At 41.0% G+C, this 19,810-nt stretch carries 19 protein-coding genes; 8 read left to right on the forward strand and 11 right to left on the reverse strand.

The window, feature by feature from the left end:
• Window positions 1-10: 10 nt before the first annotated feature.
• Both ribH and HMPREF9010_RS04455 read right to left on the reverse strand, forming a co-directional pair.
• Entirely contained in the window at window positions 11-505 is a 495-nt protein-coding gene (gene ribH, locus HMPREF9010_RS04460; protein ID WP_004301766.1) for a 6,7-dimethyl-8-ribityllumazine synthase, read from the reverse strand.
• A gap of 156 nt (window positions 506-661) precedes the next feature.
• Window positions 662-1,345 carry a tetratricopeptide repeat protein gene (locus HMPREF9010_RS04455; protein ID WP_004301767.1) on the reverse strand — a complete coding sequence of 228 codons (684 nt, stop codon included), beginning with the start codon at window positions 1,343-1,345 and terminating at the stop codon, window positions 662-664.
• A 160-nt stretch (window positions 1,346-1,505) separates the two neighbouring features.
• On the opposite strand from HMPREF9010_RS04455, the gene recF reads away from it, so the two are divergent.
• Both recF and HMPREF9010_RS04445 read left to right on the forward strand, forming a co-directional pair.
• A complete protein-coding gene (recF, locus tag HMPREF9010_RS04450) occupies window positions 1,506-2,624 on the forward strand; it encodes a DNA replication/repair protein RecF (protein ID WP_008650868.1) in 1,119 nt (372 codons plus the stop codon).
• On the forward strand, window positions 2,611-2,898 hold the full coding sequence (locus tag HMPREF9010_RS04445; RefSeq protein WP_004301769.1) for a DUF721 domain-containing protein: 288 nt from the start codon (window positions 2,611-2,613) through the stop codon (window positions 2,896-2,898). Before recF ends, HMPREF9010_RS04445 begins: the two co-directional genes overlap by 14 nt.
• Here HMPREF9010_RS04445 and HMPREF9010_RS04440 read toward each other — a convergent pair.
• From HMPREF9010_RS04440 to gap, 7 genes are all read right to left on the reverse strand, one after another.
• Window positions 2,885-3,676: a histidinol-phosphatase gene (locus HMPREF9010_RS04440; protein WP_004320889.1), complete on the reverse strand. Its 792-nt coding sequence runs from the start codon at window positions 3,674-3,676 to the stop codon at window positions 2,885-2,887. The genes HMPREF9010_RS04445 and HMPREF9010_RS04440 overlap by 14 nt on opposite strands.
• Window positions 3,621-4,148, reverse strand: a complete 528-nt coding sequence (locus tag HMPREF9010_RS04435; protein WP_004308571.1) for a 5-formyltetrahydrofolate cyclo-ligase — start codon at window positions 4,146-4,148, stop codon at window positions 3,621-3,623. Before HMPREF9010_RS04435 ends, HMPREF9010_RS04440 begins: the two co-directional genes overlap by 56 nt.
• Window positions 4,126-5,874 carry a S41 family peptidase gene (locus tag HMPREF9010_RS04430; protein WP_004301772.1) on the reverse strand — a complete coding sequence of 583 codons (1,749 nt, stop codon included), beginning with the start codon at window positions 5,872-5,874 and terminating at the stop codon, window positions 4,126-4,128. Before HMPREF9010_RS04430 ends, HMPREF9010_RS04435 begins: the two co-directional genes overlap by 23 nt.
• A gap of 30 nt (window positions 5,875-5,904) precedes the next feature.
• Window positions 5,905-6,354 (reverse strand): dCMP deaminase family protein, encoded by a 450-nt coding sequence (locus HMPREF9010_RS04425; RefSeq protein ID WP_004301773.1) that lies wholly within the window; start codon window positions 6,352-6,354, stop codon window positions 5,905-5,907.
• Window positions 6,355-6,362: 8 nt separating this feature from the next.
• Window positions 6,363-6,878 carry a DUF4847 family protein gene (locus HMPREF9010_RS04420; RefSeq protein WP_004301774.1) on the reverse strand — a complete coding sequence of 172 codons (516 nt, stop codon included), beginning with the start codon at window positions 6,876-6,878 and terminating at the stop codon, window positions 6,363-6,365.
• A gap of 24 nt (window positions 6,879-6,902) precedes the next feature.
• Entirely contained in the window at window positions 6,903-8,963 is a 2,061-nt protein-coding gene (locus tag HMPREF9010_RS04415; RefSeq protein ID WP_008650874.1) for a M3 family metallopeptidase, read from the reverse strand.
• 172 nt (window positions 8,964-9,135) lie between these two features.
• Window positions 9,136-10,146, reverse strand: coding sequence for a type I glyceraldehyde-3-phosphate dehydrogenase (gap, locus tag HMPREF9010_RS04410; RefSeq protein WP_004301776.1), 1,011 nt, complete (start codon window positions 10,144-10,146; stop codon window positions 9,136-9,138).
• 142 nt (window positions 10,147-10,288) lie between these two features.
• Between gap and mscL the strand changes: the two genes are divergently transcribed.
• Together mscL and guaA are read left to right on the forward strand one after the other, a co-directional pair.
• Window positions 10,289-10,735: a large-conductance mechanosensitive channel protein MscL gene (gene mscL, locus HMPREF9010_RS04405; protein WP_004301777.1), complete on the forward strand. Its 447-nt coding sequence runs from the start codon at window positions 10,289-10,291 to the stop codon at window positions 10,733-10,735.
• A 131-nt stretch (window positions 10,736-10,866) separates the two neighbouring features.
• A complete protein-coding gene (guaA, locus tag HMPREF9010_RS04400; protein WP_008650876.1) occupies window positions 10,867-12,390 on the forward strand; it encodes a glutamine-hydrolyzing GMP synthase in 1,524 nt (507 codons plus the stop codon).
• Window positions 12,391-12,486: 96 nt separating this feature from the next.
• Here guaA and HMPREF9010_RS04395 read toward each other — a convergent pair whose 3' ends face one another.
• Window positions 12,487-13,155: a Crp/Fnr family transcriptional regulator gene (locus HMPREF9010_RS04395; RefSeq protein ID WP_004316175.1), complete on the reverse strand. Its 669-nt coding sequence runs from the start codon at window positions 13,153-13,155 to the stop codon at window positions 12,487-12,489.
• 137 nt (window positions 13,156-13,292) lie between these two features.
• Between HMPREF9010_RS04395 and HMPREF9010_RS04390 the strand changes: the two genes are divergently transcribed.
• Window positions 13,293-13,892 (forward strand): MarC family protein, encoded by a 600-nt coding sequence (locus tag HMPREF9010_RS04390; RefSeq protein ID WP_008650877.1) that lies wholly within the window; start codon window positions 13,293-13,295, stop codon window positions 13,890-13,892.
• 140 nt (window positions 13,893-14,032) lie between these two features.
• Here HMPREF9010_RS04390 and HMPREF9010_RS04385 read toward each other — a convergent pair whose 3' ends face one another.
• Entirely contained in the window at window positions 14,033-14,698 is a 666-nt protein-coding gene (locus HMPREF9010_RS04385; RefSeq protein WP_032852944.1) for a rhomboid family intramembrane serine protease, read from the reverse strand.
• Window positions 14,699-14,911: 213 nt separating this feature from the next.
• Between HMPREF9010_RS04385 and HMPREF9010_RS04380 the strand changes: the two genes are divergently transcribed.
• From HMPREF9010_RS04380 to HMPREF9010_RS04370, 3 genes are read left to right on the forward strand one after another with little or no spacing between them, the layout of a single operon-like run.
• The gene (locus tag HMPREF9010_RS04380; RefSeq protein ID WP_008650881.1) at window positions 14,912-16,849 is read left to right on the forward strand and encodes a glycogen debranching enzyme N-terminal domain-containing protein; all 1,938 of its coding nucleotides are present in this window, start codon (window positions 14,912-14,914) and stop codon (window positions 16,847-16,849) included.
• Between the two features lie 16 nt (window positions 16,850-16,865).
• The gene (locus HMPREF9010_RS04375) at window positions 16,866-18,131 is read left to right on the forward strand and encodes a glycosyltransferase family 4 protein (RefSeq protein WP_008650883.1); all 1,266 of its coding nucleotides are present in this window, start codon (window positions 16,866-16,868) and stop codon (window positions 18,129-18,131) included.
• A 17-nt stretch (window positions 18,132-18,148) separates the two neighbouring features.
• The gene (locus HMPREF9010_RS04370) at window positions 18,149-19,603 is read left to right on the forward strand and encodes a glycoside hydrolase family 57 protein (RefSeq protein ID WP_008650885.1); all 1,455 of its coding nucleotides are present in this window, start codon (window positions 18,149-18,151) and stop codon (window positions 19,601-19,603) included.
• Window positions 19,604-19,810 lie beyond the last annotated feature (207 nt).

Consider the following 19,810-nt stretch of genomic DNA (forward strand, 5'->3'; position numbering starts at 1 on the left):
AAAGATACAACTATTTATTTAAACTCCAAACAAAATCGATCATTTTTATTGCAGTAATTGCACATTCATCTCCTTTGTTACCCAGTTTGCCACCGGCACGATCCTCTGCTTGCTCCATTGTATTTGTGGTAATTAATCCGTAAATGACTGGTATATCGCCAGTTGCGTTTAATTCGGTAATTCCTTGGGTTGCTCCCATGCAAACATAATCAAAATGTGGGGTATCTCCTTTAATTACGCAACCAATTGCAATAATTGCATCAAGATCGCAATTTTCCATCATTTGGTTGGCTCCAAAAGTAAGTTCGAAACTTCCCGGTACAGTTTTCACCAGAATATTTTCGTCTTTTGCTCCATGTTTTTTTAATGTATCGACTGCGCCTTTCAGTAAAGCACCGGTAATATTGAAATTCCATTCGGATACGACGATACCAAATTTCATTGCTTCTGCATTCGGAACGGAATTGAAATCATATTCGGATAAGTTATGGTAAGCTGTTGCCATAGTTAATTAAAAGTTGAGAATTATAAAATGAAGATTTGAGAGTATGAGAGATTTAAGAAGAAAGGCACGGATTTCACGGATTCCACGGTTTTAATAGATAGTCCGCTTAATCCGGTGTAATCCGTGCCTCGATTTCCTTATATAATAGATGGTATATTATTTTTTCATCAATTTAGCTTGCTCGATATATTTGTCGATGTCCATAGCCTGATAAGATTGGAAATATTTATCCTTGATCTTAGTGTAAGCGTTTACAGCATCGTCATATTTTCCCTGTTTTACCAGGATTTCACCAGCTTGTATCAGGAAGATCGGGCTTAATGTGTTGTTGTCAGCTTTGTCTGCTGCCGACAATAAAGTAGAAGCCGCTTTGTCTAATTGGCCAAGTTGTGCATAGCAGTTACCTGCAGCACCCAAAATTGCCGGAGCAACCATTTGGTCTTTTCCATTGAAGCTGTCCAGCATCTTCACTGCTTCTTCATATTTGCCAAGTTGTGCGTAGCAAATACCAGCATAAGCTTTTGCCAAATTGGCAGCTTTTGTTCCGCTGTAGTCATCAGCAACTTTCAGGAAACCTGTATAACCGATGCTGTCACCGTTCAAAGCTTGTTCAAAAGCATCCTGTTCAAAGTATTCCTGTCCTTTGAAAAGAGCTGCCTGTGCTTTTTCTTCACGTGGTTCAGCATAGAGGTTTTTGTACATGATAAAACCTGCTACAATAATAATCACAGCAACAACACCGCCAATAATTGCGTTTTTGTACTTGATAAGAAATGCTTCCGATTGTGTCAGTGCATCTTCTACGTTCAGATGTTCGTTCTGATTCTTTTGTTCTGCCATTTTATATGATTCTTTTTGTTATTATTCACAGTTTGATATTTCGACTCGCAAAAGTAGTTTTTTTATATCTACAAACGAAATTTAGAAGCATCTTTTTTTGTTTTACACCCGAAAACCACGAAAATCTTGCTACTTTTGTGAACAAATTAACGTGTACACAATGATACTGAAACGAATATCCATATTAAACTATAAGAATCTGGAAGAGGTAGAACTGGGATTCTCTGCTAAGCTGAATTGTTTTTTCGGACTGAATGGAATGGGAAAGACGAATTTGCTGGATGCGGTGTATTTCTTGTCTTTCTGTAAGAGCTCCGGAAACCCGATTGATTCTCAAAATATTCGTCATGAACAAGACTTTTTCGTGATTCAGGGCTTTTATGAAGCGGAGGACGGAACTCCTGAAGAGATTTATTGTGGGATGAAACGCCGTTCGAAGAAACAATTTAAGCGGAATAAGAAAGAATATAGCCGTTTTTCGGACCACATCGGTTTTCTGCCTTTGGTGATGGTTTCACCTGCCGATTCCGAATTGATAGCCGGGGGAAGTGAGGAGCGTCGCCGGTTTATGGATGTAGTGATTTCGCAGTATGATAAGGAATATCTTGAAGCGCTGATACGGTATAATAAAGCATTGGCGCAGCGTAACACATTGTTGAAGAGTGAGTTTTCGGTGGAGGAGGAGCTGTTTCTTGTATGGGAGGAGATGATGGCGCAAGCCGGTGCAATCGTATTCCAGAAACGTGAAGCGTTTATCCGGGAGTTTATTCCTATTTTCCAATCTTTCTATTCCTTTATCTCGCAGGATAAAGAGGTGGTGGGATTATCTTATGAGTCTCATGCGCGGGATGCTTCTTTGTTGGAAGTGTTGAAGCAAAGCAGGGAGAGGGATAAGATAATGGGATTCTCTTTGCGTGGGATTCATAAAGATGAGTTGAATATGTTGTTGGGTGAATTCCCGATAAAGAAAGAAGGTTCGCAGGGACAGAACAAAACGTATCTGGTAGCATTGAAACTGGCGCAGTTTGATTTCTTGAAGCGTACCGGCTGGACTGTTCCTTTATTATTATTAGATGATATTTTCGATAAGTTGGATGCTTCCCGTGTAGAGCAAATAGTGAAGCTGGTGGCTGGAGACAATTTCGGGCAGATATTTATAACGGACACGAACCGGGGACATCTCGACCGTATTTTACATAAGGTAGGCAGCGATTATAAAATATTTCGTGTAGAAGAGGGCACAATTCAAGAAACGGAGGCTGATAATGAAGCGCAATGATGCCGAACAAATAGGAAAACTGATTCAACAGTTTCTTCGTCAGGAGAGTTTGGAATCTCCGCTGAACGAACAAAGACTGCTGGATGCCTGGCCTCAAATCTTGGGACCGGCAGCGGCTTATACCAGCAATCTTTATATTCGTAATCAGACATTATATGTGCATCTGACTTCCGCAGCTCTTCGTCAGGAATTGATGATGGGGCGTGAGGTATTGGTGCGCACGCTGAATCAGAGAGTCGGAGCTACCGTAATTACAAATATTATTTTTCGTTGAAGAAAGATATTCTGTCTATAACCTTTATACCTAGCTTCCGGAGTGTTTCGGTTGCACGGTTGTAATAAAAAGGGTTTTCCAAATATTGATTGTTATGGGCGTCTACGCCGATGATAGCGGTGCAACCTTCATGGGCGGCTATTTTCCAGAAATCTGGATGAGGAATGGTAGTAATACCATGAATATCATTGTACTCTTCATATCCGATATTATATTCCAACGGTAAGTTTAACCGTACTGCCGTCCGGCAGATATGTCTGCTGACTAGCTTACAATGACGATCGAACTCGGGGTAAGAACGCATAAATAAATCCGGATGGGCAAGGTAGGCAAATAGTCCGCTTTCCATTCCTTCAATAGCACTCTCTTCATAGAGTTCGAGCATGTCTACCGAATCTGTATTCCGGCCGAAGTAGGGGAACTTCTCATCTGTGTGAAAATGGTGATTTCCAAAGATGATATAGTCCAGTTTATATTCTTTGATGATTCCTTTTAACCAGTGTATGTATTCAGGAAAGTATTCGCATTCCAATCCTATTTTTATGCTGATTTGATTTTTATATTTCTCTTGCAGCGAACGGATACTTTCCACATATCCCGGTAACTCTTCGGGAAGCATCCGGATGTCGGATATATAATCAGTGTGATATTTCCACGGAGTGTGGTCAGAAAAGCCTAATTCTTGATAGCCGCCTTTGATGGCACTTAAAACAAATTCTTCGTCACTCCCTGTCGCATGATGGCAGCGGGTGGTGTGGGTGTGATAATTCGTCTTCATTGATTGTTATGATTATATCCATGCGGATGTCGAATGATTCCGCCGGAACTTCTTCTACTAATTGAAATGGGAAACAGATTCCTGCTTTATAGGCTGATGGTATGCGTGGCAGGAGACGGTCATAATATCCTTTTCCCCGCCCCAAACGGTTACCTTTAGCATCGAAAGCTACTCCGGGAACGACGATGAAGTCTATGGCCGCATAGTCTGTGAATATTTCTCCGGTTGGTTCTGCTATACCGTAGATACCGCTGATTGACATGTCTTCCGGTCCGGTGTATATCCGTAGTTCTAAATCATCGCCTACTACTACAGGGAGTAGAATCCGCTTTTCGCTACTCCATTTTTGAATAAAGGCATGTGTATCTACTTCGTCATTCAGCGAATGGTATAGTAATACAGTATTTGCCGCCCTGAAAGCCGGATGGGCTTCAAGGGCGGCAAGTATATTAGCTGATTGCAGCTTTCGCATAGTTGAATCCGCGTGTTGGGTCTTCAGTAATGCTATATGCTTGCGCAGTTCTTTTTTTCTTTCCATCTTTTTTATCCTTCGTCACTTCTTCTTCAACGGCTACCGGAGCTTTGGGGAAAGCTTCTCCTTTTTCAAGTATCTCAATACCTTTAATGACAGTAGCATCTGTTTTGTTGAAGTATTGGAGATAGGCTTCCAGTCCAAGCATATTGTAGATGATGTTGCCAAAGAGGTTCTTTTCCAATAGTTTGTATGATTTCTGAATGAGGATATTTCTTCTTTTCACTCCTTTACTGTCGGCAAAACGGACAAACTGTTCCACCAAACCCTGATGACGAAGATAGTTTAGTAATTCTTCCTCAGTTTCGTATTGGCTTAACTTCTTCCGGTTATTGTCGGTGTATTGGAATGTGAACTGAATAGTCAGTCCCCGGTTAATAACTGTCGATAGATAAGAAGTGACTCCCGTTGTATCCTGCGGTACGAATATATCCGGCATGATACCACCGCCGCCATACACAGTACGTCCCAAGCTGGTATTATAACGTTCGCTCTCATTCTGCTTGATACTATCACGTGAGAAAAATTCTCCATGTTCGTAACGGGTGTATAAATCCAGCTCGTAGTTACGGTCTTTACCGCTTTCGTATGGGCGTTGGATGCAACGTCCGGATGGGGTGTAGTAGCGGGCGATTGTCAGGCGGATAGCCGATCCGTCACTGAAATCGATAGGCTGTTGCACAAGTCCCTTACCGAAAGAACGGCGTCCTACAACTGTACCCCGGTCGTTATCTTGAATAGCTCCGGTGAAAATTTCACTGGCGGAAGCAGATCCTTCGTCAATCAATACAACGAGCGGCATTTTCTGACAACTACCCGTACCGTTGGCAAATTCTTCTGCACGTGGATATTTACGGCCTTGAGTATATACGATCAACTTACCTTCAGGCAAGAATTCATTTACCATGCGGATAGCAGCTTCCATATATCCTCCGGTATTACCGCGCAGGTCAATGATTAGACCTTTGCATTTTTTGTGGTTGAGTTGTGCTAATGCATTAAGCAATTCCACATGGCTGGTACGTCCGAATTTGCTGACTTTCACATAACCGATATCGTCGTTTACCATGTAAGCAGCATCTACGGTATTTTGAGGAATGTCTCCACGTGTGATGTTGAAGTGTAATAAGTCCTTTTCTCCTGTTCGTTTGATTCCCAATTTTACCTGTGAGCCTTTCGGACCTTTCAAGGTGCGCATAGCCCGTTCGTTCGTTACTTTCTTGCCGACAAACAAGCTATCATCTACAGTAACAATGCGGTCGCCCGCCATTAATCCTATCTTTTCAGAAGGACCTCCCTGAACAACAGCATTGACATGAATGGTGTCATTCTGTATGGTAAACTGGATGCCAATTCCGCTGAAGCTGCCTTCCAGTTCAGAGTTGACTTCTTCGAGATTTTGGGCTGGGATATAAGTTGAATGCGGATCCAGTTCGGCTAGAATTTGCGGCATGGCTTTTTCTACCAAATCGGCCATGTTTACGGTGTCGACATATTGATCGTCTACAATGCGTAACAAAGCGTTTAGCTTATTGGAGGAACCATTAATGATACCCAAACGGTTGCCGGCAAAATGCTTGGCATAAAATGTACCGATAAGAATCCCGACTACCACACTGACTGCTATGATGACAGGTGTAAAACGTGAAGAGTTTTTTGTACTCATGTCTATTCCTTTTTTAAAACGTTCGTCTTCTTATTTATTTGGAGAGGAATTATCATCTAACTCTGTGTAGATAACTTCGATTCCCGCCCGTTTTAATAACTCTATTCCATCTTCCAGGCGATAATGCTCGGAATAAACTACCCGTTTGATTCCTGCCTGTATGATTAACTTTGCACATTCGATGCAAGGAGAAGCGGTGACGTACATGGTAGCACCGTCGCTACTGTTATTTGAACGCGCTATTTTGGTAATGGCATTGGCTTCCGCATGCAGAACGTATGGTTTTGTCAGGTTGTTTTCATCTTCACATACATTCTCGAATCCGGAAGGTGTTCCATTATATCCGTCGGAGATAATCATTTTATCCTTAACGATTAAAGCTCCTACTTTACGGCGTTGACAATAGGAATTTTCAGCCCATATACTGGCCATACGTATATAACGTTTGTCAAGTTCTAATTGTTTCTTTTCAGTGTCCATGTTGTTTACTATTTACTGCTTACTACCCGGAAAACCATACGGAAAGTTTGTTTACCGGATGCCGGTTTGTATAAAAGGTATAAGTTATTACTATCTCCTTCGTAAGATGTAGCTGCATTAAGCCCCTCTATAAAATTTTTGGCGAGTTTGTCGTCGCCATAACTACCTGCAGTGGTAACTGTAGCTTTGAAGCTATTGTTTTTGGCGTTGGCATTCCATTTTCCTTCAAAAGTACTTGTTGCAATTACAGTTCCTTTTATATTTCCGTTAATAACATCTCCATCTACTGTGCCATCAAATACAATATTATATGTACCGTTTTTATTAAGCTCTTTAATACTTGCTTTCTCTTGTTCTTCATTCTCCCAAAAGCCAAACATCTCATGACCTCCATCTACTGTGATATAATTTAGTTTCCAGGTTTTTCCTGTAAAGATAGCAGCTACATCGTCCGAATCATTACATCCTGAAAATAAAGGAAGCAATAAAAGCAATCCTACTATTTGAAATATACTTCTCTTCATATTTAATATCTAATAACTTAATACTTATTTCTTTATCCCATTTCTGATTAGCGAAGCATCAATGCTCGGTTCCTGTCCGCGGAAACGTTTATAAAGTATCATCGGATGTTCCGTTCCTCCTTTCGACAGAATATTATTGCGGAATGAGTCTGCCACTTCCTGATTGAATATCCCTTTTTGCTTGAATAATGAAAATGCGTCGGCATCCAATACTTCCGCCCATTTGTAGCTATAGTATCCGGCGGCATATCCACCGGCAAAGATGTGGGAGAATTGCGTACTCATACAAGCTTCTTGTACTACCGGCAATATTTGCGCATCCTTCCAGGCTTCTTGTTCATAAGCTTTCACATCTCCTTCAAAAGGAGTGTTGCGCGTATACCATGCCATATCAAGTAAACCGAAACTTATTTGTCGTAGACAAGCATACGCAACATTGAAGTTTGATGCATCTACAAGGCGTTTTATCAATTCATCCGGCAATACTTCTCCCGTCTGATAATGGCGGGCAAAGGTATTGAGGAAATCTTTCTCTATGGCGAAATTTTCCATAATTTGCGAGGGAAGCTCCACGAAATCCCAATATACATTGGTTCCACTTAAACTCCTGTAAGTAGAATTGGCAAACATACCGTGCAGACTATGCCCGAACTCATGCAAGAATGTTTCTACTTCATTGAAAGTCAATAAAGCGGGCTTATTCTCGGTTGGCTTGGTGAAGTTCATCACAACGGATACATGAGGGCGGCTGTTTTTACCGGTCTTTTTATCTATCCATTGGTCCTTATAACTCGTCATCCAGGCTCCGGCCCGCTTTCCCGGACGCGGATGGAAATCGGTGTATAAGACGGCTAAAAATTTACCGTCTTTATCAAACACTTCAAAGGCTTCTACCTCTTTATGGTAAACCGGAATTTCTGTATTTTTCCGGAAAGTGATTCCATATAACTTTTCTGCCAAGCCAAACACCCCTTTCTTTACTTGTTCCAGTTCGAAGTAAGGGCGGAGCATTTCTTCGTTGATATTGAATTTTTTGTCCTTTAGTTTATTTGAATAATAACTCCAGTCCCAAGGCATGACAACGAAATCAGCTCCCTGTTCTTCGCGAGCCAGTTCTTGTATCTCTTTATATTCTTGTTGTGCAGTAGGAGTGTATGCTTCCAGCAGTTGGTTGAGCAGCTTGTATACCGACTTGCTGTTTTCAGCCATTCTTTTCTTTAGCGTATATTCCGCATAATCTTTGTATCCCAGTAACTGGGCTATTTTCATGCGTGTATTGGCTATCTTTTTTACGATGTCGATATTATTGAATTCGTTATCGTGTGTACATTTGGTATTATAAGCCATATAGAGTTTTTGACGTAAATCCCGATTGTCAGAATACGTCATGAAAGGAATATAGCTCGGAGCGTGAAGTGTGAATGCCCATCCTTCTTTTTCTTCGTTCTTGGCCGTTTCTGCAGCTGCTTCTATGATAATTTCAGGTAGTCCGGCGAGGCTCTCTTTTTTCGTTAACAGCATTTGATAAGCATTCGTCTCTTTCAGGTTGTTTTCACTGAAGGTAAGCGTCAATTTACTCAATTCGGTAGTCAGACGACGGTATTCTTCCCGTGCTTCTCCTTCTAAATTGGCGCCATGACGAATAAAACTGTTATATGCATTTTCCAGTAACTGTTTTTGTTCCTGTGTCAGTTGCAAAGTCTCTTTTTGGTTATACACTTCCTTCACACGTGCGAATAGCTTTTCGTTCAGTGTGATATTATTGCTGTGTTCACTAAGCAACGGCATAATCTTTTGAGCGAGTTCTTGTAGATCGTCATTCGTTTCTGCGCTCAACATATTACCGAAGACGGCAACTACTTTGTCAAGTAATTCCCCTGACTCTTCGAAAGCTTCTATCGTATTGGTAAAATCAGCCTTTTCCGGATTCTGTATGATGGCCTCTATTTCAGCATTTTGTAGCTTGATTCCTTCGAGGATAGCAGGCTCATAATGTTCTGTTTCAATCCGGTCAAACGGCACGGCTTCGTGCGGCGTGTGGTATTGCCCGTAGAAAGGATTCTGGGCATTTGTTATATTGTTCATAGTGCAAACTAGTATCAATGTTATTAATAATCTCTCCATAGAGTTACAAAGCTACTAAAATTGTAGCTTATTCAACGGATAACACGTTGCTTTTTAACAATATATAAAATGAAATGTATAAAAAAACCGCTACGGTTTCCCGCAGCGGTTTCTATATTGTTCAGACTTCTAATTAAGCGTTAACTGATGCCATGTGAGCGATCAAGTCAAGAACTTTGTTAGAGTAACCGATTTCGTTGTCATACCAAGATACAACTTTAACGAAAGTATCAGTCAAAGCGATACCTGCTTTAGCGTCGAAGATAGAAGTACGAGCGTCACCCAGGAAGTCAGAAGAAACTACTGCATCTTCAGTGTAACCCAGGATACCTTTCAATTCGCCTTCAGAAGCTTCTTTCATTGCAGCGCAGATTTCAGCGTAAGTAGCCGGTTTAGCCAAGTTAACTGTCAAATCAACTACAGATACGTCCAAAGTCGGAACACGCATAGACATACCAGTCAATTTGCCGTTCAATGCAGGGATTACTTTACCTACAGCTTTAGCAGCACCAGTAGAAGAAGGAATGATATTGCCAGAAGCAGCACGACCACCTCTCCAGTCTTTCATAGAAGGACCGTCAACTGTTTTCTGAGTAGCAGTTGTAGAGTGAACTGTAGTCATCAAACCGTCAAGGATACCGAACTTGTCATTCAATACTTTAGCGATAGGAGCCAAACAGTTAGTAGTACAAGAAGCGTTAGATACGAATTGAGTACCTTTTACATATGTTTTTTCGTTTACACCGCAAACGAACATCGGAGTGTCATCTTTAGAAGGAGCTGACATTACAACATATTTTGCACCAGCTTCGATGTGAGCCTGAGCTTTGTCTTTGCTCAAGAACAAACCTGTAGATTCAACAACGTATTCTGCACCTACTTCATTCCATTTCAAGTCAGCCGGATTTCTTTCAGCTGTGATACGGATAGCTTGACCGTTAACGATCAGTTTACTGTTTTCAACATCTGCTTCGATAGTACCGTTGAACTGTCCGTGCATTGTGTCATACTTCAGCATGTAAGCCAAGTAATCAACCGGGCAAAGGTCATTGATACCTACGATTTGAATATCGTTTCTCTCCATTGCAGCGCGGAAAACGAAACGTCCGATACGTCCGAATCCATTAATACCTACTTTAATCATTTTGTTTAAACTTTTAAGGGTTTTATAATATTTGTTCAAATATCTCTCGACCTGCGCACTTGTTTTATTTTCAAATGCGGTGCAAAATTACAAAAATGTTTTTATATTCGCATATTAAATTCACATTAAATATTGAAAAAAGATGGGAAAGAGCACATTTTTACAGGACTTTAAGGCGTTTGCTATGAAAGGTAACGTCATAGACATGGCTGTCGGTGTAGTTATTGGTGGTGCGTTTGGAAAAATCGTATCATCATTGGTTGCTAATGTTATTATGCCTCCGATTGGTTTACTGGTTGGCGGTGTGAACTTTACGGATTTGAAATGGGTGATGAAAGCGGCGGAGATCGGTGCTGACGGTAAGGAGATAGCTCCGGCTGTGACATTGGATTATGGTCAGTTTCTGCAAGCCACCTTTGATTTTCTGATTATTGCTTTTGCTATATTCTTATTTATACGGTTGATTACGAAACTGACAACTAAAAAACAGGCAGAAGTGCCAGCTACTCCTCCGGCTCCTCCTGCACCAACGAAGGAAGAAGTCTTGTTGACGGAGATACGCGATTTGCTGAAAGAAAAGAATAGTTGATTCTAATTAAAATAAAGGAGATTCCAAGTATAAACTTGTGAATCTCCTTTATTTTTCTCTTCATTATTAATATAGATTGCGTACTTTTTTCTACTTTTGCAACTCAATTTATTCAAAATCCAACCATTGATATGCAGGAAAAAATAATAATTCTTGATTTCGGTTCGCAGACAACACAGCTTATAGGCCGTCGTGTACGTGAATTGGATACGTATTGTGAAATTGTTCCTTATAACAAATTTCCTAAAGAAGACCCTACTATTAAAGGAGTCATTCTCTCCGGAAGTCCTTTCTCGGTTTACGATAAAGATGCTTTCAAAGTAGATTTGAGTGAAATTCGTGGTAAATATCCGATATTGGGTATTTGTTATGGTGCACAATTTATGTCATACACCAATGGCGGAAAAGTGGAACCAGCCGGAACACGCGAATATGGACGTGCTCACTTGTCTTCTTTCTGCAAAGATAATGTGCTATTTAAAGGTGTACGTGATGGATCGCAGGTATGGATGAGTCATGGAGATACGATTACTGCTATTCCTGATAATTTCAAGAAAATAGCTTCAACAGATAAAGTAGAGATTGCTGCTTATCAGGTAGAAGGTGAGCAAGTGTGGGGTGTTCAATTCCATCCGGAAGTATTCCATAGTGAAGACGGAACTCAAATCCTGAAGAACTTTGTGGTAGATGTTTGCGGTTGCAAACAAGACTGGTCGCCGGCTTCTTTCATTGAAAGTACGGTTGCCGAGCTGAAAGCGCAGTTGGGGGATGATAAAGTCGTTCTCGGTTTGAGTGGCGGAGTTGATTCTTCAGTTGCAGCAGTGTTGTTAAACAAGGCTATCGGTAAGAACTTGACTTGTATCTTTGTAGATCACGGTATGCTACGTAAGAATGAGTTCAAGAATGTGATGAAGGATTACGAGTGTCTCGGTCTGAATGTGATTGGCGTTGATGCCAGCGCAAAGTTCTTCGCGGAACTAGCTGGTGTGGCTGAACCGGAAAGTAAGCGTAAGATTATAGGTAAGGGCTTCATCGATGTATTTGATGTGGAGGCTCACAAGATAAAAGACGTGAAATGGCTGGCGCAGGGTACCATTTATCCGGATTGTATTGAGTCATTGTCTATCACGGGTACAGTGATTAAGAGCCATCATAATGTAGGTGGACTTCCTGAAAAGATGAATCTGAAATTGTGTGAGCCACTTCGTTTGTTGTTTAAGGATGAGGTTCGTCGGGTAGGTCGTGAGTTGGGTATGCCGGAACATCTGATTACCCGCCATCCGTTCCCGGGGCCGGGGCTGGCAGTGCGTATTCTGGGTGATATTACTCCTGAAAAAGTACGTATTCTGCAGGATGCTGATGATATCTTTATTCAGGGATTGCGTGACTGGGGATTGTATGACCAGGTATGGCAGGCAGGAGTTATCTTGTTGCCGGTACAGTCTGTAGGCGTGATGGGAGATGAACGTACGTACGAAAGAGCAGTTGCTTTACGTGCTGTGACATCTACAGATGCCATGACAGCCGACTGGGCGCATCTGCCTTATGAATTTATGGGTAAGGTATCGAATAATATTATTAATAAGGTGAAGGGAGTGAACCGTGTAACCTATGATATCAGTTCTAAACCACCAGCAACCATTGAGTGGGAATAATAACACTTTATAATCTAAAAATAGCCTCAATAGGAATTCCTGTTGAGGCTATTTTTATGATGAATAGGTTCTTTATTATAATGAGTCAGTCTGTATCTACTCGCTTACCAGCTTCTGTGCATCCGGAATAAGAATCTCTTTCCGACGTAATTCTAATAATCCTTTGTCTTGTAGCTCATTGAGCGCTTTTGAAGTATTCAGCCGGGTGTCATCTAAGTAGCGGGCAAGATCGTCCATCTTCATTTTGAATATCTTTTCTCCCTGAATCTTTTCACAATGCAACAGAAAAAAGCGAATGATTTTCTCTGTTAAATCCTGTGTCGGCTCTTCCCATAAGCGGGAGTAAAGATTTTGTGCCCGGTTACTTACGATATTCATATAGTTGAGCCGGAATATTTCATATTTGAACAGATCGCTAAGTACAAATGCTTTGCTGATACTGACAGTATGCGCTTCTGTATGTGCCACATAAGCAGAAGTGTAATGGGTGTTCATGCCAAACAGCGACTGTGGTTCCAGCAGGTAAGGTGCTTCCATCTGTTCAATGACGGTGTATATATTTTCTTTGGAATTTGTGACGATAGAAACCTCGCCTTTTAACAGGAAGCAGAGTTGTTTACACGGACTACCACTCTCAATGATAGTTTCTCCCACTTTATGCTTGATAAAGTGTAGCTTGACCTTATCCAGAATACTTGTGAAATCTTCATGACAAAGACCTTGAAATAAAGGCAATTGGAGCAAAGTGTCGAACATTGTTTCCATATGTTGTAATCTCTTGTTAATCGTACAAATTTACTCATAATACAACACTGCTGTCAACATCTGACCGTTCTTTTTGTTTTTTTTATTGTTTGAATGCATAAAAATAGAGTATATTTGCAGAAAAAAAGGAGGAAATTATGTTCGCAGGCTTCAATTGGCAACAGATGATTAGTGCGTTTATCGTACTTTTTGCCGTGATAGACATTATCGGCTCTATACCTATTATAATTAACCTGAAAGAAAAAGGGAAAGATGTGAATGCAATGAAAGCTACCGTCATCTCTTTTGCTTTGCTGATCGGATTTTTCTATGCGGGAGATATGATGCTGAAACTCTTCCATGTAGATATCGAATCGTTTGCAGTTGCCGGTGCGTTTGTTATCTTCCTCATGTCTTTGGAGATGATTTTGGATATTGAGATTTTCAAAAATCAGGGTCCTATCAAAGAAGCTACTTTGGTGCCGCTTGTCTTTCCTTTGTTGGCAGGTGCCGGAGCTTTCACTACTTTGCTTTCTCTTCGGGCGGAATATGCCAGTATCAATATCATTATAGCTTTAGTATTGAACATGATCTGGGTTTACTTTGTAGTGAGTATGACTGGTCGTGTAGAACGTTTCCTGGGAAAAGGTGGTATCTATATTATTCGTAAGTTTTTTGGTATCATCTTATTGGCTATTTCTGTAAGGTTGTTTACGGCCAATATAACCTTATTGATTGAAGCGTTGCATCGGTCTTGATTAGGCTTAATCCTTCTTGTTAAATTGAATACTATTGTATCGGTTGTGCCATCGTGTTGGCACAACTGTGACATGTCTCTGTCACAAGCGTGCCACTTCGATGGCACAAGTCTGCCAATATGGGTGACATGAGTTGGCATTTATAGCGTTTCTTCTTCTTCTTCTGCTGCTGCTGCAGTTGTTGCTTCTTCTTCTGTATTCTCTTCCTCTTCCGTTTCATCTGCAAAAGGTTCCGGCCGTTGCGGTCCGTGATTTACGAAAACGAAAGCGCAGAGCGTTCCCATAATTCCTCCGCTAAGATGTCCTTCCCACGACATATTGGTAGGGGAGAAATAAGGAAACATATGCCATATAATTCCTCCATATAAAAAGGTGACAAGTAAAGAGATGGCAATGAGTGGAACATATTTGCGGAGAATACCACTGAAAAAGAGAAAGAAGGCAAAGCCATAGATCAGTCCACTGGCACCGATGTGCCATCCCGGTTTTCCGATCAGAAAAGTTAGTAGTCCGCTTCCGAGCCAAATGAGAATAAAAATTTTACCGGCTATTCCCCAGTAAAAGTAAAAAAGACACCATGACAAGAAGAATAAAGGGATTGTATTTGCTAATAAATGACTGAACCCGCTGTGTATCAGCGGATGGGTTAAAATGCCGATCAGTCCCCGTTTCTCCATAGGATATACCCCCAAGCGAGAGAAGTCCCAGTCCATCCCGACTTCCATAATCTTGAGTATATAGAGAATAAAAATAAGAAACAAAGGCTTTGCTGCAGCCAGCATGATACGCTGAATATCTTGCTTCATGACATTCTTTTCTTTAGATATTTTACGCAATACTACGAATATTTGCACAAAATCTGAAAATAAAAAGCCTTTTTATTTTTGTTTTTATCTATAATTTGTACATTTGGGCGTTATACCCGTTGTATATGCTGCTACAGCCAATATATGCGGTATGTAACAATAAATAGATATACGATATAATGACCAATAATTAACCTTTAATAATGCACAACTATGAGTTATTTACGATTTGACAAGACCCTCATGACGAATCTGGAAGAGTCTCTTCAAAGAGAAATCCTCCGGACGAACAAAGCAGGAGCTTATCATTGTACGACGATTGTTGATTGTAACACACGCAAATATCACGGCCTGTTGGTAATTCCAGTTCCCAATATCGACGATGAAAATCATGTGCTGCTATCTTCTCTTGATGAAACGGTAATTCAACACGGTGCGGAGTTTAACTTGGGATTGCACAAATATCAGGGAAACAACTTTAGTCCTAACGGACACAAGTATATCCGCGAGTTTGACTGTGAGCATATCCCGGCAACAACTTACCGTGTCGGAGGTGTTATCCTCCGCAAAGAAAAAATCTTTGTACATCATGAAAATAGAATCCTGATTCGTTATACTTTGCTGGATGCGCATTCGGCTACGACTTTGCGCTTCCGCCCATTCCTCGCTTTCAGGAGTGTACGTGAGTACACACATGAAAATGCGCAGGCAAGCCGTGAGTATCAACTTGTGGAAAATGGTATTAAAACCTGTATGTATCCCGGATATCCGGAACTATATATGCAGTTGAATAAAAAGTGTGAGTTTCATTTCATGCCTGATTGGTATCGGGGTATTGAATACCCGAAAGAACAAGAGCGTGGGTATGACTTCAATGAAGATCTTTATGTTCCCGGTTATTTTGAGGTGGATATAAAGAAAGGGGAGAGCATCGTATTCTCTGCCGGAACTTCGGAAGTGACTCCCCGTAGATTGAAACAGACATTTGAGGCTGAAGTAGCTGATCGTACCCCGCGTGATAGCTTTTACCACTGTCTGAAGAATTCCGCTCACCAGTTTCATAACCAGCAGGAAGACGAACATTATATTCTTGCCGGTTATCCGTGGTTTAAATGTCGAGCACGTGATATGTTCATTGCCCTGCCAGGACTGACGCTTGCGCTTGATGAGGTCGATCAGTTTGAGGATGTGATGAAAACGGCGGAAAAGGCGATTCGTAATTTTATAAATGAAGAGCCTGTAGGGTATAAAATTTATGAAATGGAGCATCCAGATGTTTTGCTTTGGGCTGTCTGGGCTTTGCAGCAATATGCAAAAGAAACTTCCCGTGAGCAATGTCGTCAGAAATACGGAGAACTCTTGAAAGATATTATGGAGTTTATTCGTCAGCGGAAACATGAGAATCTTTTTTTGCATGACAATGGATTACTTTTTGCCAACGGTACGGATAAGGCGATTACATGGATGAATTCTACAGTGAACGGACATCCAGTGATTCCTCGTACGGGGTATATTGTTGAATTTAATGCGTTGTGGTATAATGCGTTGCGTTTTATAGCTGATTTGGTGCGCGAAGGAGGAGACGTATACTTGGCAGATGAACTGGATGCACAGGCAGAAGTGACAGGAAAATCTTTTGTCGAGGTATTCCGTAACGAATATGGTTATTTGCTTGATTACGTAGACGGCAATATGATGGACTGGAGCGTACGTCCAAATATGATATTTACCGTAGCGTTTGATTATTCTCCTTTGGATCGTGCACAAAAAAAACAGGTGCTCGATATTGTGACCAAAGAGCTGCTTACTCCGAAAGGAATTCGTTCGTTGAGTCCGAAGAGCGGCGGATACAATCCGAACTATGTAGGTCCGCAGATACAACGCGATTATGCTTATCATCAGGGAACGGCCTGGCCTTGGTTGATGGGATTCTATCTGGAAGCTTATCTTCGAATTTATAAGATGAGCGGATTGTCATTTGTTGAACGCCAACTGATTAGTTATGATGACGAGATGACAAGCCACTGTGTTGGTTCCATTCCCGAGTTATTCGATGGGAACCCGCCTTTCAAAGGACGCGGCGCAGTATCATTTGCGATGAATGTAGCAGAAATACTACGTGTCTTAAAGCTACTGTCTAAGTATTATTAAAAAAGGAGGAACGAAGATGAAAGTTTTAATGTTTGGATGGGAATTCCCTCCCAAAATATATGGTGGTCTTGCAGTTGCTTCTTATGGAATAACTAAAGGATTGAGTCTGCAAGGTGATATGGAGACGATTTTCTGTATGCCTAAACCTAGCGGCGAAGAAGAAAAGTTCTTGAAAATAATCGGTATGAATCAAGTACCCATCGTGTGGCGTGATGTCAACTACGACTACTTGAAGTCCCGCTTGTTGGAAATGACACCAGAGGAGTATTATTCTTTCCGTGATCATATCTATGCCGATTTTTCTTATATGCATGTGAATGATTTGGGATGTATGGAGTTTGCTGGTGGTTATCCCGGGAACTTACACGAAGAAATTAACAATTTCTCGATCATTGCCGGAGTAGTGGCTCGTCAGCAGGAGTTTGATATTATTCATGCTCACGACTGGCTGACTTACCCTGCCGGCGTACATGCCAAGATGGTAAGTGGAAAGCCGCTTTGTATCCATGTGCATGCTACTGATTTTGACCGTTCTCGTGGCAAAGTCAATCCTACTGTTTATTCGATTGAGAAGAATGGTATGGATCATGCCGATTGTATCATGTGCGTATCCGAGTTGACTCGCCGCACTGTTATTAACGAGTATCATCAAGATCCCAGAAAAGTATTTGCAATGCATAATGCTGTTTATCCATTGTCGCAGGAGCTGTTGGACATTCCACGTCCCGATCATTCAAAAGAAAAGGTGGTCACTTTCCTCGGACGTATTACGATGCAGAAAGGACCGGAATATTTTGTAGAAGCTGCTGCACTTGTGTTGCGTCGTACTCGTAATATTCGTTTCGTCATGGCTGGCTCGGGCGATATGTTGAATGCTATGATTAATCTGGTGGCCGAACGTGGTATTGCTGACCGGTTCCATTTCCCGGGTTTTATGAAAGGTAAGCAGGTATATGAGGTTTATAAGAACAGCGATGTATTTGTCATGCCATCTGTCTCTGAACCTTTCGGCATTGCTCCATTGGAGGCCATGCAGTGTGGAACACCTTCCATTATTTCTAAGCAGTCGGGGTGTGGCGAGATTCTTGATAAGGTGATAAAAACTGACTACTGGGATATTCATGCAATGGCTGACGCTATCCATTCTCTTTGTACTAATCCGTCTCTTTTCGAATACCTCAAGGAAGAGGGAAAGAAGGAAGTAGATGGGATTACTTGGGAGAAAGTTGGCTTGAGAATCCGTGCTCTCTATGAGACTGTGTTAAGAAACTATGGTAAATAACAAAACAATAAATAAAAATGAGAACTATCTGTCTTTATTTTGAAATACATCAAATTATCCATTTGAAACGTTATCGTTTCTTCGATATTGGTAATGACCATTATTATTACGATGACTATGCGAATGAAACGGGTATGAATGAGGTTGCTGAACGTTCGTATATTCCTGCTCTCAATGCTTTAATTGAGATGGTGAAAAACTCGGGTGGTGCTTTTAAAGTAGCGCTTTCTATCTCGGGGGTAGCCTTGGAACAATTGGAAATTCATGCTCCGGCAGTCATTGATTTATTGCACCAGTTGAATGAAACAGGATGTTGTGAGTTTTTGTGTGAACCTTATTCACATGGTTTGTCTTCACTTGCCAACGAGGATTGCTTCCGCGAAGAAGTGCTTCGTCAACGTGATAAGATGAAACAGATGTTTGGTAAAGAACCGAAAGTATTCCGCAACTCTAGTCTGATTTATTCTGATGAAATTGGTGGCTTGGTAGCTTCTATGGGCTTCAAGGGGATGTTGACGGAAGGGGCTAAACATATCTTGGGATGGAAGAGTCCGCATTATGTTTATCACTGTAATCAAGCTCCAAGTCTTAAGCTCTTGTTGCGGGATTTCAAACTCTCTGACGACATCAGTTTACGTTTCTCTAATTCTGATTGGGCGGAATATCCTTTGTTTGCCGATAAATATATTAATTGGATTGATGTATTGCCGCAAGAAGAGCAAGTTATTAATATCTTTATGGAATTGAGTTCGCTTGGTATGGCTCAACCGTTATCCTCTAATATTCTTGAATTCTTAAAAGCGTTGCCGGAATGTGCAAAGGCTAAGGGGATTACTTTTTCTACACCGACTGAAATTGTAACGAAGCTGAAATCAGTATCACAACTCGATGTTGCATATCCGATGTCGTGGGTGGATGAAGAGAGAGATACTAGTTGTTGGCTGGGTAATGTTATGCAACGCGAGGCTTTCAATAAATTGTATAGTGTAGCTGAACGTGTTCATTTGTGTGACGACCGTCGTATCAAACAGGATTGGGATTATTTGCAGGCTAGCAATAACTTCCGTTTTATGACAACGAAGAATAATGGTATGTGGTTGAATCGTGGAATCTATGATTCTCCTTATGATGCTTTCACTAACTATATGAATATTCTGGGTGACTTTATCAAACGGGTAGATGCACTATATCCTGCCGATGTAGACAGTGAAGAATTAAATTCTTTGTTGACTACAATTAAGAACCAGGGAGATGAGATTACAGAGTTGGAGAAAGAAGTGGCTAAATTGCAGGCAAAAGTGGAGGCTGCAAAGAAAGCAACTGTTAAGAAGGCTGCTGATGCTAAAGAACCGACAGTAAAAGAAAAAGCTGTTGCTAAATCAAAACCTGCTGCAAAGAAAGCTGAAGTTAAGAAAGCTGCTGCGGAGCCGAAGAAGGCTACAGGTAAAGCAAAAAAGGCTACAGTAAAATAGGAAAAGAATAAAATCTTGTTTATATATGAAGCCGTGAGTGAGATAGAATCAAACTCGCGGCTTTTTTGGATACATCTGTTTTATTTATTCGATTGTGTTGTATTTTTAATGCATAAATAAAGAGGGTGCCATTCAATGTGTGAAGTGGACCCTCTCTTTATTTATTACTGTTTAATCTAGGACTAATTTGTATGTTTTAGTCTTTAT

The sequence above is a fragment of the Bacteroides sp. 3_1_23 genome (assembly GCF_000162555.1).
Lineage (GTDB): Bacteria > Bacteroidota > Bacteroidia > Bacteroidales > Bacteroidaceae > Bacteroides > Bacteroides ovatus.